Source organism: Paraburkholderia eburnea, from assembly GCF_002917095.1.
In the GTDB taxonomy this organism is placed as follows: domain Bacteria; phylum Pseudomonadota; class Gammaproteobacteria; order Burkholderiales; family Burkholderiaceae; genus Paraburkholderia; species Paraburkholderia eburnea.
Genome location: NZ_PQGA01000005.1, coordinates 20,871 through 36,842, shown reverse-complemented (window position 1 = coordinate 36,842; position 15,972 = coordinate 20,871). Strand labels below are relative to the sequence as shown.

At 64.5% G+C, this 15,972-nt stretch carries 18 protein-coding genes; 9 read left to right on the top strand and 9 right to left on the bottom strand.

The annotated features are described in order from the left end of the window. Nucleotides 1-88: 88 nt before the first annotated feature. From B0G62_RS12265 to B0G62_RS12250, 4 genes are all read left to right on the top strand, one after another. Nucleotides 89-1,516 carry a cytochrome-c peroxidase gene (locus tag B0G62_RS12265; RefSeq protein WP_103704472.1) on the top strand — a complete coding sequence of 476 codons (1,428 nt, stop codon included), beginning with the start codon at nucleotides 89-91 and terminating at the stop codon, nucleotides 1,514-1,516. 282 nt (nucleotides 1,517-1,798) lie between these two features. Continuing rightward, a complete protein-coding gene (locus B0G62_RS12260; protein ID WP_103704471.1) occupies nucleotides 1,799-2,176 on the top strand; it encodes a hypothetical protein in 378 nt (125 codons plus the stop codon). Between the two features lie 10 nt (nucleotides 2,177-2,186). Next, nucleotides 2,187-2,528 (top strand): hypothetical protein, encoded by a 342-nt coding sequence (locus B0G62_RS12255; RefSeq protein WP_322789232.1) that lies wholly within the window; start codon nucleotides 2,187-2,189, stop codon nucleotides 2,526-2,528. 56 nt (nucleotides 2,529-2,584) lie between these two features. Next, nucleotides 2,585-3,040, top strand: coding sequence for a lytic transglycosylase domain-containing protein (locus tag B0G62_RS12250; RefSeq protein ID WP_407671161.1), 456 nt, complete (start codon nucleotides 2,585-2,587; stop codon nucleotides 3,038-3,040). 21 nt (nucleotides 3,041-3,061) lie between these two features. On the opposite strand, the gene B0G62_RS12245 is transcribed toward B0G62_RS12250, so the two are convergent. The 8 genes from B0G62_RS12245 to B0G62_RS12210 form a co-directional block, all read right to left on the bottom strand. Then, complete coding sequence (locus B0G62_RS12245) at nucleotides 3,062-3,400, bottom strand: cupin domain-containing protein (RefSeq protein ID WP_103704468.1); 339 nt, start codon at nucleotides 3,398-3,400, stop codon at nucleotides 3,062-3,064. A 76-nt stretch (nucleotides 3,401-3,476) separates the two neighbouring features. After that, complete coding sequence (locus B0G62_RS12240; protein WP_103704467.1) at nucleotides 3,477-3,908, bottom strand: OsmC family protein; 432 nt, start codon at nucleotides 3,906-3,908, stop codon at nucleotides 3,477-3,479. Between the two features lie 107 nt (nucleotides 3,909-4,015). Then, nucleotides 4,016-4,819, bottom strand: coding sequence for a c-type cytochrome (locus B0G62_RS12235; RefSeq protein ID WP_103704466.1), 804 nt, complete (start codon nucleotides 4,817-4,819; stop codon nucleotides 4,016-4,018). Continuing rightward, the gene (locus B0G62_RS12230) at nucleotides 4,816-6,441 is read right to left on the bottom strand and encodes a b(o/a)3-type cytochrome-c oxidase subunit 1 (RefSeq protein WP_103704465.1); all 1,626 of its coding nucleotides are present in this window, start codon (nucleotides 6,439-6,441) and stop codon (nucleotides 4,816-4,818) included. The genes B0G62_RS12235 and B0G62_RS12230 overlap by 4 nt, the downstream gene beginning before the upstream one ends. Then, nucleotides 6,431-7,009: a cupredoxin domain-containing protein gene (locus B0G62_RS12225; RefSeq protein WP_103704700.1), complete on the bottom strand. Its 579-nt coding sequence runs from the start codon at nucleotides 7,007-7,009 to the stop codon at nucleotides 6,431-6,433. Before B0G62_RS12225 ends, B0G62_RS12230 begins: the two co-directional genes overlap by 11 nt. Nucleotides 7,010-7,034: 25 nt before the next feature. After that, a complete protein-coding gene (locus B0G62_RS12220; RefSeq protein ID WP_103704464.1) occupies nucleotides 7,035-7,217 on the bottom strand; it encodes a hypothetical protein in 183 nt (60 codons plus the stop codon). 35 nt (nucleotides 7,218-7,252) lie between these two features. Next, entirely contained in the window at nucleotides 7,253-8,533 is a 1,281-nt protein-coding gene (locus B0G62_RS12215) for a c-type cytochrome (protein WP_407671160.1), read from the bottom strand. Nucleotides 8,534-8,615: 82 nt separating this feature from the next. Beyond that, complete coding sequence (locus B0G62_RS12210) at nucleotides 8,616-9,221, bottom strand: c-type cytochrome (protein ID WP_103704698.1); 606 nt, start codon at nucleotides 9,219-9,221, stop codon at nucleotides 8,616-8,618. A 561-nt stretch (nucleotides 9,222-9,782) separates the two neighbouring features. On the opposite strand from B0G62_RS12210, the gene B0G62_RS12205 reads away from it, so the two are divergent. Next, nucleotides 9,783-10,532: a FadR/GntR family transcriptional regulator gene (locus tag B0G62_RS12205; RefSeq protein ID WP_181315576.1), complete on the top strand. Its 750-nt coding sequence runs from the start codon at nucleotides 9,783-9,785 to the stop codon at nucleotides 10,530-10,532. Here B0G62_RS12205 and B0G62_RS31220 read toward each other — a convergent pair. Beyond that, entirely contained in the window at nucleotides 10,529-10,918 is a 390-nt protein-coding gene (locus B0G62_RS31220) for a hypothetical protein (protein WP_146055263.1), read from the bottom strand. The two genes, B0G62_RS12205 and B0G62_RS31220, sit on opposite strands and share 4 nt — an antisense overlap. A 78-nt stretch (nucleotides 10,919-10,996) precedes the next feature. On the opposite strand from B0G62_RS31220, the gene B0G62_RS12200 reads away from it, so the two are divergent. The 4 genes from B0G62_RS12200 (at nucleotide 10,997) to kdgD (ending at nucleotide 15,888) form a co-directional block, all read left to right on the top strand. Further along, the gene (locus B0G62_RS12200; protein ID WP_103704462.1) at nucleotides 10,997-12,346 is read left to right on the top strand and encodes an MFS transporter; all 1,350 of its coding nucleotides are present in this window, start codon (nucleotides 10,997-10,999) and stop codon (nucleotides 12,344-12,346) included. A 34-nt stretch (nucleotides 12,347-12,380) separates the two neighbouring features. Next, a complete protein-coding gene (locus tag B0G62_RS12195; protein ID WP_103704461.1) occupies nucleotides 12,381-13,466 on the top strand; it encodes a lactonase family protein in 1,086 nt (361 codons plus the stop codon). Between the two features lie 83 nt (nucleotides 13,467-13,549). Further along, nucleotides 13,550-14,911, top strand: coding sequence for a glucarate dehydratase (gudD, locus tag B0G62_RS12190; protein WP_103704460.1), 1,362 nt, complete (start codon nucleotides 13,550-13,552; stop codon nucleotides 14,909-14,911). A 59-nt stretch (nucleotides 14,912-14,970) separates the two neighbouring features. Beyond that, on the top strand, nucleotides 14,971-15,888 hold the full coding sequence (kdgD, locus tag B0G62_RS12185) for a 5-dehydro-4-deoxyglucarate dehydratase (RefSeq protein ID WP_103704459.1): 918 nt from the start codon (nucleotides 14,971-14,973) through the stop codon (nucleotides 15,886-15,888). Nucleotides 15,889-15,972 lie beyond the last annotated feature (84 nt).

The window sequence follows — 15,972 nt, the reverse complement described above, 5'->3', positions numbered from 1 at the left end:
GTAGAGCCCGACGCCGTGTCGAGCGCCACCGGTCAACGCCGGGCGCCCACGGCTTTCGGCATTTTTGTCCCGCCAGGAAGAACGCTTCATGTCCGAGCTTTCCGCATCGCCCACTCCGTCCTCTCCCAAGCCGCGCGACGCCGCGAAGCCCGCGCGCCTCGTGCTGCGCGCCGCCGCGGCCGTGGTGCTCGCCGCGCTGGGCTTTTGTGCCTATGCCGCGGCGTTTCCCGCCAGCGTGCCCGAGCAGGTGGGCGAGATCGTCGAGAATCTGACCGGCGCGAATCCGCATCCGGTCGTGCTGCAGCGCCCGCCCGCAGCGCCGCTTTCGGCGATGGCGCAGCTCGGCAAGCAGCTCTTTTTCGACCCGACGCTTTCGGCGTCGGGCCAGCAGTCGTGCGCATCGTGCCATAGCCCCGCTCACGCCTATGGGCCGCCCAACGGTCTCGATGTGCAAAAGGGCGGTCTCGCGATGACGCAGCAAGGCTACCGTCCGCCGCCTTCGCTGATGTACCTGTATCGCCAGCCGAACTTCAGCATCGGCCCCGATTCGGGCGAGAACGACGACGCGCCCACGGTCGCGCAGCAGGCCACCGCATCGGCCAATGTCGTGAAGTCGCAGAAGACCGCTGGCGGCGCCTCGACCTCGGTGGAAATGGTGCCGCAGGGCGGCCTGTTCTGGGACGGCCGCGCCGATACGCTGCAGCAACAGGCCTATGGCCCGCTGCTCAATCCGGTTGAAATGGCCAACACGAGCATCGACTCGGTGGCGGGCAAGCTCAAGAAAGCGCCCTACGCGAAGCACTTCAATGAATTGTTCGGAGCACGAATCTTCGACGATCCCAGGCTCGCCGTGTCCGAAGCGATGTTCGCGATCTCGCGCTATCAGGTGGAAGACCCGTCGTTCCATCCGTATAACAGCAAATACGACCGCTGGCTCGAAGGCCGCGCGCATCTGAGTCAGGCCGAGTTGCACGGCCTGCGCCTCTTCAACGATCCGGACAAGGCGAATTGCGCTGGCTGCCACTTGTCGAAGCCGGGCAAGGACGGTCTGCCGCCGATGTTCACCGATTACCAGTACGAAGCGCTGGGCGTGCCGCGTAATCGCAAGCTCGCGCAGAATCAGGATGCGAAGTTCTTCGATCTGGGCGTGTGCGGGCCGTTCCGCGCGGACTTCAAGGACCAGACGCAATATTGCGGCATGTTCCTCACGCCGACGCTGCGCAACACGAGCACGCGCACGGTGTTTTTCCATAACGGCCTCTATCACAACCTCGATCAGGTGATGGCGTTCTATAACGAGCGCAATACGGATCCGGGCAAGTTCTATCCGCACGGCGCCGACGGCAAGATCGACAAATACGACGATATTCCGGCGCAATTCCAGAAGAACGTGGACGTGACCGATGCGCCGTTCGATCGCAAGTTTGGCGACAAGCCCGCGATGACCGCCGACGAGATCCGCGATATCGAGGCCTTCCTGAAGACGCTGAACGACGATCCGCCGGCATCAAACTGAGCGTTATCCGCTGATTGGCTGAACGACGACGGCCCGCGCCATCACGGCGCGGGTCGTTGCGTTTTCATTAGACAAATTTTGCTTCTTTGCCACAGTCACGCTGAGCCGGTTGACGAAGCAGTTCTCTGCACGGACCGGCACTCCCCGCGCAGCATCGTTTCCCAGGCCCGCGCATCGCGAGCGAGTTTTTTCTTTTTGGCAAACGTTTGCAGGCTGGCTATCAAGTCGGCCGAAAAATGGCCGAAAACGCGCATGTAGCCATGCAACTCTGGAGATTGGGACGTGAAGCGCGTTGTCTTCTTACTCGCCGTACTTGCCGTGACAGGCTGCGCGCAATTGCATCCGGCCGATTCGGCGCAGGCTGGCAAAGCCGCTGTTTCGAATGCGATCCTGCGCTTCGATATTCCCGCCGACGCGCTCGGCGCGCGCGATCCGCAACTGAGCGCCGTGCTTGCCAAGGCGGGCGCGCTGGCCGCCGCGCAAAAGCGCCCGGCGCTGATCCGCGTGACCGCGCTCGGCCAGGATCTTCGCTACATCAACGAGGCCATCTGGAAGGGCGTGCCGGCGCGTCAGACCAATAAGCCGGTACTGGAAAACCTCACGGCCGGCGCGAACCAGACGTACAGCGTGTCGATCGAGCCGCTGCAAACGGGAGGCTGACGAGATGCGCATGATCGCTTTTGCGGGCGCCGCGTGGCTCCTTTGCGCAACCGCCACGGCGGCCTGGGCGGGGCAGGACGCGGCCGGCGCGGGCCTGCAGGCCTCGACCGGTTTTTCCGCATCGCCCGCCACGGACAAGGTTTATCCGCCGCTGCCCACGCTAGCCATGCTGCCGCCCACGGACAGCGAAGACGACGATGGGCCCGCACCGCGCCCGTCTTCGCATAAGAAGAAACTGCGCCAGCACGATTCGCGCCCCGTCGGCCCGACGGCGCGACTCGTGGTGTCCGATGCGTCGCGCAGCTACCTCAAGGACATCGAGCATCAGCTCGACGTCGCCTTGGCGCACTAAACCAGGAGGTCTGGGCGATGTCCGAAAACAAGTCTCGCGTCGCGCGGCGCGCGCGCATGGGCGCTCTCGTCGTGCTGGCCGTTGCGGCGGCGGCTTTCGGTGTCTCATCGGCGCAGGCTGCTGCGTCCGAAAATGACTGTTTTGAAAAAGCGGGCGCCTATCAGGGCGTGAATCCGCTCGTGTTGCGCGCGGTGGCGTGGCGTGAATCGAAGGGCGATGCGGCTGCGGTCAATCGCAATACCAACGGTTCGATCGACGTCGGCCAGGCGCAGATCAATTCGATTCATTTTCCGGAACTGGCGCGTCAAGGTATTCCGCATCGCGCGCTGACCGATCCGTGCGTGAATATTTTCGTGGCCGCGTGGCTTCTGAAACAGAAGATGGTGCGCTATGGCAATACGTGGCGCGCGATTGGCGCCTATCACTCGGAATCGCCGGGCGAGCGCGATGCCTACGCGCGCAGCATTCAGGCCATTCTCGTGAGCTGGGGGCAGTTGCAGCCCAACCGGTGATGGGCCAACCCGCTTGGTACCTTATTGATTCGAGTGGGCGAGATGAATCGTCACGATGATGGAGGCGTCGTCGAGCGCTTCCAGGGCGTGCGCCTCGCCGGTATTGAGCAGCAGCATGTCGCCCGCATGCATCGTGCGAGCGTCGCCGTCGATGAAAAAGCGGATCACGCCTTCGACGCACAACACGGTGATTTCGCCGGGCGCGCGATGCTCGGGCACCCGCTTGCCCGCGGGCAGCACCATACGTATGACCTCAAGCTGTGACGCGCGGATCAGCGTGATCGTTTTCGCGTTCTTGAGCGCGGTGCCAAGCGGGCGGATGTCGAAGACCTCGCCCGGCGCGGCATGAGGAATGGCCATGACGGCTTCTCCACCAAAGCGGCCAGACTGGCGCGCGCGAGCACGGCCAGTCCGCCGCGTGACTGCAAGGATCGATTTAGCCTGCGAGCTTCGCGTTCAACGTGATTTTTGCGTTGTTGGCGAACAGCTTCGACACCGGGCAGTTTTCCTTTGCACCTGTCGCCAGCTTCTCGAAAGTCGCCTGATCGATACCGGGGATCGTTGCGGTCATGTCGAGCTGGCAGGCCGTGATCGAAAAGCCTTCGCCCACTTTTTCCAGCGTGACCGTCGATTTCGTTTCGATGCTGTCGGCTTTAAAGCCCGCTTCCGTGAGGAACAGCGAGAACGCCATCGTGAAGCAGCCCGCATGGGCGGCGCCGATCAGTTCTTCCGGATTGGTGCCGGGGCCGCCTTCGAAACGCGAGGCGAATCCATACGGTGCGTCGCGCAGTACACCGGTCTGGGTCGAGATGCTGCCCTGGCCGTCCTTGATGCCGCCATGCCATTTGGCGCTTGCCGTCTTTTGCATGATGTCTCTCCTCGATGGGGGGAATGGGGCGCGCAAGCGGCGTGCCGCGCGCGAGGGGAAATGGGATTTCCTCTGCTGGATTCGGTGAACGGATTGACTGCGCGGATTTACTGCGGATTCGCGCCGCCCGTCGTGCCGCCTGCATACCACGCGGCGGCCGCGTCGATTTCCTCGGCGCTCATGTTGCGCGCGATATTGCGCATCTGCCCGGAAATGTCGTTGTGGCGCGTACCGTTTGCAAACGCCGCGAGTTGCGCCTTGGTATAGGCGGCCGGCAGGCCGTCGAGCCAGGGGCTGCCGACCTTGCTGTCCACCCCGCCGTGGCACGCCGCGCAGACGGGAATATTGCGCAGCGGCGCGCCGTGCGCAACGATCTCGGGCGGATCGCCGTGCAGATGCGCGAACGGCGCCAGCGATGCGTAATACGCCGCCAGATCGCGCATGTCCTGATCCGAAAGATTCTGTGCCATCGGCGACATCACGGCGCTTTGCCGCGCGCCGCTCTGGAAATCGAGCAGTTCCTTGTAGACCACGCTCGCATATTGTCCCGCGAGATTCGGCGAATTCGCGTCGCTCATGCCGCGCGGGCCGTGACACATCGTACAGCGCAGCGAGAGCGTCGCGCCGCGCCCGATCGAGAGAGTCGTCGCATCGTCGAGCATGTGCGGTGCGAGTTCGACCGTGCTGATCTTGTAGCCGGGCGAGACGGTCGCGCTTGCCTGATACCACTGGCGCGGCACGCCCGCGGCGCTACAGATCGCGTTCCAGAGGCCCTGGAATTGCGGGTCGGTCTGCGCGGAAGGCAGCCACACGAAGCCGATCAACGCCGATACCACGAGCACGAGGAGGGTCGCGCCGACGCTCGCGCGAAACCAGACGTTGCGTAACGAGAACAGGCGTTCGTCGCTCATCGCGGCGCTCCGATCGGAATCGCGGGCACGGCCGTGTCCGGCGTCGCGAGCAGTTGCGCGATCGGGTAGCCGTAGTTCGCGACAGTGAGCGCGACCATCAGCACGATCCACAACGCGAAGCTGTTGAGGGCCACGGGCAGCGTGGGCGATTCATGCACTGGCGTGCTGAAGCGGTAGTCCTCGGCGGGCTGTGCCGCGCTGCGATGGCCTTGCAGCAGCACCACGAAAAACAGCACGGCGGATATCACGAGGATCAGCCCGCCAATCGCCGAAAGCGTCACGAGACTTGCCTGGGCCGCGAGCGCGGGATCGCTGTAATCGAAGTAGGCCATGCGGCGCGGCATGCCGAGAATGCCGACCAGGTGCCACGGGAACGTCGTGACGATCATGCCGATGAACCACAGCCATAACTGCCAGCGCATGAGCCGCCAGTTGGTGAGCGCGCGGCCCGTGAGTTGCGGCCACAGATCGTAGGCGATGGCGAAGTACATGATGACGATCGCGCCGCCATAGATCAGGTGAAAATGGCCCGTGACCCATTGCGTGTTGTGGATCGGCTGATCGAGCTGGTAGCTCATGTTGATGAGGCCGCCCGCGCCGCCGAAGCCCAGCATCACGAACGAAAACGCGAGCGCGAGCATTTGCGGGTTATGCCAGGGCAGCTTCGCGATCCAGCCGAACGTGCCCTTGCCGCCGCGCAGCCGTCCGGCGATTTCGACCGATGCGCAGATCGTGAAGACCGTGAGCAAGGTGGGCACCGCCACCAGCGCCGTGAACACCGATTGCAGGAACTTGAAGCCCGAGCCCACCTGGGGATCGGTGAAAAGATGGTGCAGGCCGATCGGCATCGCCACCACGAGGAACAGGATGAACGAGATGCGCGCCATCGAATCGCTATAGAGCCGTCCGCCGATCGCCCGCGGAATGATCGTGTAGTAGGCGATATACGCGGGCATGAGCCAGAAATAGACGATCGCGTGCAGCGTCCACGAGAAGAACACGCGCGCGAGGCCCGCATCGATGGTGTTGCGCCAGCCCAGCGCGACCGGCAGGATCTGGAACAGCACCTCGATGGCCGCGCCCACCGCGGTCCAGCCCCACAGATACGCGCCCGCCGTGGTGGCGAACATGGCGAGCGGCACGGGCTTGCCGCGATTGTCGCGCTTCCAGGCGGCCAGATTCACGCTCATTAGCGCGACCCAGACCCACGAGCCGACCACCACGAGCACCACGCCGATGTAATAGAACACATTGCCGATCATCGGCGGATAGAAGGTGTAGAGCACGGATGCGCGGCCGAGCGCGACCGGCACCGACGCCGTCACTGCGCCCAGCGCAAGCAGAATGAAGCCGAGCCACGCGAAGCGCACGCCCACGAGCGGGCGCTTGAGCGCGAGTTCGCTCACCGCGTAACCGAAGCCCATGGCGATGAGCGTGGGGAAAGCGTAGCCCATTACCGTGCCGTGTTCGGTGACCGACCGGTAATATAGTTCGGGGTCCTTAAGCCATGGGTGCAGCGGGCTGCGCACGAGCATCTGCCACGCGCCGAGCAGCAGCGCCACGCCGAACAGCACGAACGCGAGCCAGAAATGGGCGAGCACGAGTCGCTTGTTATTTAACACAGCTCAGTCTCCCCGAATGGTTCTCCGGCAGCGCCGCCATCTGCATGAAGGCATCGCGATCGACGACTTTCACATGCGCCCACATGCCCTGGTGGCCGGCGCCGCAATACTCGTGGCAAGGCATCAGATGATCGCCGGGCTGGGCGAAGGTGGTGCGAAACGTGGAGACGTAGCCCGGTTCGACCATCGAATTGAGGTTGGTGTCGGTGACGAGAAAGCCGTGCACGACGTCGGCGCTGGTGGCGCGGAACGTGATGGGCACGCCGGCGGGCACGACGATGCATTGCGGCGTGAACGAGTACTGCTGCGCGAGTACGCGCACCGTGACGGAGCCGTCCGGTTCGAGCGCGCTGCCAAGGTTGGTTTCGACGAATTCGCCCGACACGTGCAGCGTTTCCGGGTTGATGGTTTCGACGCGCGACGGCGGCATCATGGCCCAGTGCAGGCCCGTGAAAATCACCATCGCCACCAGCACTAGGACGAGCGCCACCATGAGCGTGGCCCAGCGGCGCTCCACGCGCGCGGCGACTTCGGCGCTGCTGTGAGGATCGGTTGGATGCGTGGACATGTGGGCGGTTCGCGCAGGTCAGGGATTAGTGGATCACGCCGCGAGGCAGGAACACGAGAAAGTAAAACGCGAACCAGAGCGCCGCCACGATAGCGGTGGCGATGCTCGCGAGCGCGAGCGCGCCGCTGGGCCCCCGGCGCACGATCTCGTCGACCTGCTCGTGTTGCGGACGCTCGCCCGGTTGCTCGGGAACGGATGTTTCGATCATCGCGGCCTCTTTGTTTCAGCGCGGTTCGGCTCGTTTCAGAATAGCGGCGCGGAGCGCAGCGCATTGACTTCCTTTACCGACACCGGCGCGCCATGATTGCCCCACGCCGTGCGGATATAGGTGACCACGGCGGCCACTTCCTCGTCGGAGAGCGATTGCGCGAACGGCGGCATGCCGTAGGGCATCGGATTCTTTTTCGTGCCCGGCGCGTAGCCGCCGTTGAGCACCATGCGGATAGGGTTCACCGCCGAATTCATCTGGATCGACTGGTTGTTCGCCAGCGGCGGGAAATGCGGCAGCTTGCCCTGGCCTTGCGTCGCGTGGCAGACGGCGCATTGCGCCTCGTAAATCTTCTTGCCGAGCGGCGCGAGACGATTCGCTTCTTCGTTCACGAACTGGCTCTTGGGCGATTTATCGACTTCGTTCGAATGCCCCGGCAGCGACTTCAGATAAACCGCCACTGCGCGCACGTCGTCTTCGGTGAGGTACTGGAAGCTGTCGTAGACGACTTCGGCCATCGGCCCGTACACGGCGCCGCGATTCGACACGCCCGCGTGCAGCAGATCGACGATATCGTCGATGCTCCAGTCGCCCAGTCCCGCTTCCTTGTTCGAGGTGAGCGAGGGTGCGTACCAGTTCTGCAGCGGAATCAGGCCGCCCTGGAATTCCTTCGACGCGGAATTGCCGCCCAGCGCGTTGATCTCCGTATGACACATCGTACAGTGCCCGAGCCCTTCGACCAGGTACGCGCCGCGATTCCATTCCACCGATTGCTTCGGATCGGGTTTGAATTCGCCCGCGCGGAAGAACAGCGCGCGCCAGCCGAGCAGCAGCGAGCGCTGGTTATACGGAAACCGCAGCGTATGGGCGCGATTGGGCTGATGCACGGGCGACGTCGACATCAGATAGGCGTAGATCGCATCGGAGTCGGCGCGCGTGACTTTCGTGTACGAGGCGAACGGCATCGCGGGGTAAAGCAGCGTGCCGTCGCGCGATTTGCCTTCGTGCAGCATGCGGTAAAACTCGTCGGCGCTCCAGGCGCCAATGCCGAACGTCTTGTCCGAGGAGATATTCGGCGTATAGAGCGTGCCGAACGGCGTTTCCATTGGCCGGCCGCCGCCGAACATCGGTTGCGACGGCACCGTATGGCAGGCGATGCAGTCGCCCGCGCGCGCGAGGTATTCGCCGCGGACGATCTGCATGGCGCCCGGCGCCGTGGGTTTTGCGTTGGCGGTCGCGGCGGCTGCGGCGGCGCTTGCCGCATCGGCGGCGTTGGCCGAGGGCGCGGCGCTCTGCGCGTGCGCGCTTAGCGCGATGGCGCCGCCTACGGCCAGCGGCGCAAAGACGAGGGCAATGAGGGCGGTGAGGGATCGAAGTTTTCGCACGTCGAGGCCTCGGCTAGTGGGGGACGCTGCCGCACGCGAGCGGCAGCGGCGCGGGCGCGGAAGGCGTCGGATCGGCGGGCGCGGGCTGCGCGGCAAGCCAGGCGGCGATGGCCGTGATGTCGCGTTCGGCCAGGTGCGAGGCGATGTCGTGCATGCAGTCCGGGCTGGCGGCGCGGCGCGTGCCGTAGCGGAACGCGCCCAGTTGCGCGCTGACGTACTCCGCGTGCAGGCCCAACAGGCCGGGAATCGCGGGCTGCATACCGGTGAGCGACGCGCCGTGGCAGGCCGCGCAGGCGGGCACGTTACGCTCGGGCGCGCCGTTCGTCACGAGCGATTTGCCGAGCGCGAGCATGGCCGCATCGACCTTGGGCGTGGCCGGCGGCGGATAGGGCGGGTGCTGCTGCGCGAAGAAATCGGCGATCTGCTTGAGATAGGCGTCGGGCAGATACGCGAGCAGATAGTTCATCGGCGGATAGCTGCGGCCACCGTCACGAAACGCGATCAGCTGGTTGTAGAGATAGCCCGCCGGCTTGCCGGCGAGGCGCGGGAAGTAGTCGTTGTCGGTGCCTTCGCCGTGCGCGCCGTGGCACGCGGCGCAACCCATCACACGCGCCTGCATCGTGTCGGGCGCGCGCTCGTCGGGCGGCGCCGCATGGGGCAGGGCGCCGGGCAGCGCAAGCGCAAGGGCGCTGATGACTACGCGGACGATGCGATTTCTCAATGATTCCCTCGTTGCGGATGGTGGTGAAGCCAACACAAACGCTTTGCGATTCGATATCAGTTGAGGTGTCGTGCGGTTGTGGGGTGACAGATAAAGCAGTCCGGCGCGCATCCTCTGCGGCAGATTATGGGTAAAAACACAAACCGTCGCGATGAATGTGTGCAAGTCAGTCATGCCGTTTCTTTACATTTATCCATTGAAAACAGACGTTTGCTAACGCAAAGATAATTGGCGTTTAAACGATCGTTATCGATTGTCGTGGAGTCCGAATTAATTGGCCACTGCCGCGAGCGCGTGCGGGGCTGCGTTACATGCTCGTGCCAAACCGGGTTGTCCGATGACTTTGCCGTGCGAGCGAACGCCCGTACAAGCCCATAAATGCCTGAGCCTTGGCGGTACGCTCACGCGGTTGTCCGACGACGTATAATGATGCGAAATCCGCATACCAAGGAGAGGACGATGGCCGATCTGCTCGCCGCGCCCATGCTCAACCGTCCGCCCCGCAATCGCAATCTCGCCGAACACGTCGTCAGCTACGTCAATGAGCAGATCGCGTCGCGCGTACTCAAGCCTGGCGACAAACTGCCGACCGAAAGCAGTCTCATGACCCTGCTGGGCGTGAGCCGCACCGTGGTGCGCGAAGCCATTTCACGCCTGCAGGCGATGTCCGTGATCGAGACACGCCACGGCATCGGCAGCTTCGTGCTGGAGCCGCGCCGCGAGCCGCTCGGTCTCGACGTCGTGCCCGCGAGCACGCTCAACGATCTGCTTGCCGTACTCGAATTGCGCATCAGCCTTGAAACCGAATGCGCGGGTCTTGCCGCGCAGCGCGCGGGCGAGCGCGATCTCGCGCATATCCGCGCGGCGCTCGATGCGATCCCGGCGGCCACGCGCGCGGGCGGTGACAGCGCGGGCGCGGACCTGCAATTTCATGTCTCCGTGGCGCGCGCCACGGGCAACCGCTATTTCGTCGATATCCTCACGCAGATGGGCGCGGCGCTGATTCCGCGTCATCGCATCGACTCGGCCGGCATCGCGCACAGCGATCCGTCGGCCTACGCCGAACTCGTCAATCGCGAGCACGAGAGCATCTTCGAAGCCATTGCGCGTCACGATCCCGAAGGCGCGCGCGCCGCGATGCGCATGCATCTGTCGAGCAGCCGCGAGCGCTTGCGCCGCGCGGCGACGGCCGCAGGCGAAACCGCTTAAGGCGCAGCACATAAAAAATCAGCGGCCGAAGTTAACAGATGGCCGCTGATTTGCATTTGCGCGTCGGGTTTTATCCGCGCACGAGTTCGCCGTTCTTGCGCCGCCACAATTCCAGCGGATTGCCGTCCGCGAGCGCCTTGCTCATAAGCCACGTGGATGCTGGCCGTGAGCATGGTCTGGGCGGACTTGCCGCCGAGCGCGCCGCTCGCCGCATAGACGAAACCCTGTGCGATGGCCGTAGCATGTCGCCGGAATCTGCATGTCCTCTTCTGACGCAGGTAAATGATATACGTCATCGTATAACATGGGTGCGATGCGATATAATCGCCGCGTTGTAGAGCGCCTGAATTGGCAGAGAATTGGCCGATGAAGGGTAAACGCTGCATTGGGGTTGTCCGATGACTTGGCTAGAATGTCATCAGACAACGTACCACGGTGCGCCGTGCCGACAGGAGACAACCTCGATGTCCGCTTCCGCTTCCGCTTCCGCTTCCCGCTACGACTCGCTACTGGATTCGGCCAGTGCCAAGGTCATGCGGCATGTCTTGCCGCTGTTTCTGATCATGTTCATCGCGAACTATATCGACCGTGTGAACGTCGGTTTCGCCAACACGCACATGGAAGCCGATCTCGGCCTCTCGGCGGCGGCGTATGGTCTGGGCAGCGGGCTGTTCTTCATCGGCTACGCGCTCTTCGAAGTGCCGTCGAACATGCTGATGCAGAAGTTCGGCGCGCGCGCCTGGCTCACGCGCATCATGGGCACGTGGGGGCTCGTCGCGGGCGCGATGGCGTTCGTGCAGAACGACACCTCGTTCTATCTGCTGCGGTTTTTGCTGGGCATCGCGGAAGCGGGTTTCTTTCCGGGCGTCGTCTATTACTTCGCGCAGTGGCTGCCGCAGAAGGAACGCGGCAAGGCCGTGGCGATCTTTCTGGCCGGGTCGGCGTTTGCTTCGGTGCTGTCCGGGCCGGTGACGGGCGCGCTGCTGTCAGTGCGCGGCCTGGGCCTCGCGGGCTGGCAGTGGATGTTCCTGATCGAAGGCGCGTTTTCCATCGCATTGTGTGCGGCAAGCTGGCTGCTGCTGAAGTCGCGCATTCGCGACGCGCACTGGCTCAGCGACGAAGAGCAGGGCGCGCTCGAAAGCTATATGGCGCGCGAGCAGGCCGAACGCGAAGCCGCCACGGGCGCGCATGTGCCGGTCCTGCGTCTGTTGCGCGACCCGCAGATCGTGCTCTTCTGTTTCCTCTACTTCGCCATCCAGTTGACGATCTACGCGGCCACCTTCTGGCTGCCCACCATCATCCGCAAGATGGGCGGTCTTTCGGACTTTCAGGTGGGGCTCTACAACGCGATTCCGTGGATGATCGCCATCGTCGCGATGTACTGCTTCGCGCTGCTGTCCGCGAAGTACCGCTTTCAGCAAGGCTGGCTCGCGCTCGCGCTGGTGATCGCCGCGTGCGGGCTGTTCGCCTCCACTTCCGCGAACCCGGTGTTCTCGTTCGTCGCGATCTGTTTTTCGGCGATTGGCTTCAAGGCGGCTTCGTCGCTGTTCTGGCCGCTGCCGCAGGGCTATCTCGATGCCCGCGTCGCCGCTGCCGTGATCGCGCTCATCAATTCGCTCGGCAATCTGGGCGGTTTCTTCGCGCCCGCCACCTTTGGCTATCTACAGCAGCACACGGGGTCGATCGCGGGCGGTCTGTATGGCCTGGGCGTGACGTCGTTGATCGCCGCCGCTGCGGCGTTCCTCGCGCGCAACAAACCGTCGCGGCGCGCGTTCGTCGATCAAGCGGATTCCGTTCATCGTGGCGCACACTAACGCTCTTTACCCACGATTCGAAAGGACACCACTCATGCAAGACCATTACTTCGTCTATGTTTCGAACGCCAATGATGGCGAGATCGACGTGCTGCATCTGGACGCCAACGCCGGCACGCTCACGCCGCGCGCGCGCACGGCCATCGCGCCGACCGTCATGCCGATGGCGCTCGCGCCGGACCGCCGCCATCTCTATGCGGTCACGCGCGGCACCGATCTGCATCTGTATCGCTACGCAATCGATGCGCGCGACGGCGCGCTGACGACGCTCGGCCGCGCGCCGCTCGATTCGAGCTTTGCCTATCTGTGCGCCGATCCGCTCGGGCGCTTCCTGCTGGGCGCGTCGTACGGCGAGCATCGTGTGTGTCTGTATCGCACGCAGGACATCGAAAACGGGCTGGGCGCGCCGCTGCAGACCGTCGAAGGCATCCAGAACGCCCATGCCGTGATCGTGTCCGCCGATGGCCGCTTCGCCTATGCCTCGTCGCTCGGCAGCGATCGGGTGTTCTGTTTCGCGCTGGAAGACGAGGGGCGTTTGCGCGAGATCGGCACGGTGGACCTCGGCCAGGGCTTCGGGCCGCGCCATCTGTGCCTGTCGCCGGACGGCAACACGCTTTACGTGCTGAGCGAATTCCGCGCGACCGTGGCCGCGCTGGCGCGCGACGCGCAAAGCGGCGAACTCACGCTGCGCCATGTGTCGCCGCGCGCGGCCGATCTCGCGCATCTGAACGACGGTTTCGCGCGCCCCGGTTCGTCGGACCCCGTGCAGCCCGATCCGGCCGTGCTGGCGAAGCTCGTCTGGGCCGCCGACATCCACGTCTCGCCCGATGGCCGCTTCGTCTATGCCTCGGAACGCACGACGAGCCGCCTGCTCACCTATGCCGTGCAGCCGGACGGCTCGCTCGAATACGCGGGCTTTGTCGATACCGAAACGCAGCCGCGCGGTTTCCGCCTCGATCCGTCGGGCCGTTTCGCGGTGGCGTGCGGAGAAAAATCGCCGCATGTCTCGCTGTATCGCGTCGACGCGCGCAGTGGGGCGCTCACGCTCGCCGCGCGCTGTGCGGGCGGCCACGGCGCGAACTGGGTGGAGATTGTGGAGAGCGCGGCCGCTTCCTCATGAGTCTCTTTTGAACCGATTCGATTGACTGACTGGCGCAGGAGCAGGACTTCCGCTGGCGCCGCTTCCTGACAGGTAACGCTTTCATGACCACACAAAACGTCTCGTCGAACGCCACGGTGGGCGCCACGCCCGTCGTGACCGAACTGCGCGTCGTGCCCGTCGCGGGCCGCGACAGCATGCTGATGAATCTTTCCGGCGCGCACGGTCCGTTCTTCACGCGCAACGTCGTGCTGCTGCGCGACAGCGCCGGCAACACGGGCATCGGCGAAGTGCCGGGCGGCGAGACGATCCGCAAGACGCTCGACGACGCGCGCGCGTTCGTGGTCGGCCAGTCGATCGGCAATCTCCAGGCCGTGCTCAACACGGTGCGCAAGCAGTTCGCCGACCGCGACTCGGGCGGGCGCGGCCTGCAGACCTTCGACCTGCGCACGACGATTCACGCCGTGACCGCGCTCGAAGCCGCGCTGCTCGATCTGCTCGGCCAGCATCTGGGCGTGCCCGTCGCCGCCCTGCTGGGCGAAGGACAACAGCGCAGCGAGGTGGAGATGCTGGGTTACCTGTTCTTTATCGGCGATCGCAACAGGACGGATCTGCCGTACGCGAGCGGCGCCGATGGCCGCGACGACTGGGAGCGCCTGCGCACCGAAGCGGCCATGACGCCCGAGGCCGTCGTGCGTCTGGCCGAAGCCGCGAAGGCGCGTTACGGCTTCGACGATTTCAAGCTCAAGGGCGGCGTGCTGGCGGGCGACGCGGAAATGGAAGCGGTCACGGCGCTGGCCGAACGCTTCCCCGATGCGCGCGTGACGCTCGACCCGAACGGCGCATGGTCGCTCGCGGAAGCCATCCGCCTGTGCCGCGACAAGCACGACGTACTGGCCTACGCGGAAGACCCGTGCGGCGCGGAGAACGGCTACTCGGGCCGTGAAGTGATGGCCGAATTCCGCCGCGCGACGGGCCTGCCCACGGCCACCAACATGATCGCCACCGACTGGCGCCAGATGGGTCACGCGATCCAGTTGCAGTCGGTCGACATTCCGCTCGCGGACCCGCATTTCTGGACCATGCAGGGCTCGGTGCGTGTCGCGCAGATGTGCAACGACTGGGGCCTCACATGGGGCTCGCACTCGAACAATCACTTCGATATTTCGCTGGCGATGTTCACGCACGTGGCCGCGGCCGCCCCCGGCAAGATCACCGCGATCGACACGCACTGGATCTGGCAGGACGGCCAGCGCCTCACGTGCGAGCCGCCGCGGATCGTCGGCGGCAAGGTGCAGGTGCCGCAGAAACCGGGCCTCGGCATCGAGATCGATCTCGACGAGCTGGAGAAGGCGCACGCGCTCTATCAGCAGCACGGCCTGGGCGCGCGCGACGACGCCGTCGCCATGCAATACCTGATTCCCGGCTGGAAATTCGATAACAAGCGCCCGTGCCTCGTGCGCTGAGCCTGAACACATTCATCAATCAATCGACAGACAATCGACAGCATCGAAGGATCACCACCATGACCACTCCGCAAGAGCTCAAGCAAATCGTTTCGGAAGGCCTGCTTTCGTTTCCCGTCACCGACTTCGACGCGCAGGGCAACTTTCGCGCCGATACCTACGCCGGGCGCCTGGAGTGGCTCGCTCCGTATGGCGCGAGCGCGCTGTTCGCGGCGGGCGGCACGGGCGAGTTCTTCTCGCTGACGAAGAGCGAGTACTCGCAGGTCATCAAGACCGCGACGGAAACCTGCAAGGGCAAGGTGCCGATTCTGGCTGGCGCGGGCGGCGCGACGCGCGTGGCCATCGAGTACGCGCAGGAAGCGGAGCGCAATGGCGCACAGGGCATTCTGCTGATGCCGCATTACCTCACGGAAGCCTCGCAGGAAGGCATCGCCGCGCATGCGGAGCAGGTCTGCAAGGCCGTGCCGAAGATGGGCGTCATCATTTACAACCGCGCCAATTCAAAGCTGGACGCGGACATGCTCGAACAACTCGCGGACCGTTGCCCGAACCTGATCGGCTTCAAGGACGGCGTGGGCGAGATCGAGGCGATGGTGACGATCCGCCGCCGTCTGGGCGATCGCTTCTCGTACCTGGGCGGCCTGCCCACGGCCGAAGTCTATGCGGCCGCTTACAAGGCGCTGGGCGTGCCGGTGTACTCGTCGGCGGTATTCAACTTCATCCCGAAGACGGCGATGGCGTTCTACCGTGCGATCGCGGCCGATGATCACGCAACGGTCGGCAAGCTGATCGACGAATTCTTCCTGCCGTATCTGAAGATCCGCAACCGCCGCCCGGGCTACGCGGTGAGCATCGTCAAGGCGGGCGCGAGGCTGGTGGGCCACGACGCGGGCCCGGTGCGCGCGCCGCTGACCGATCTCAACGAAGAAGAACTGGCGCAACTCGACGTGCTCATCAAGAAGCTGGGCGCGCAATAAGGCGGGATTGAGGCAGGCGGTGATTGACAAGGCAACAGGCCCGCGAGCTTTGACGGCTCGCGGGCCTGTTGCCTTTTGCGTCGT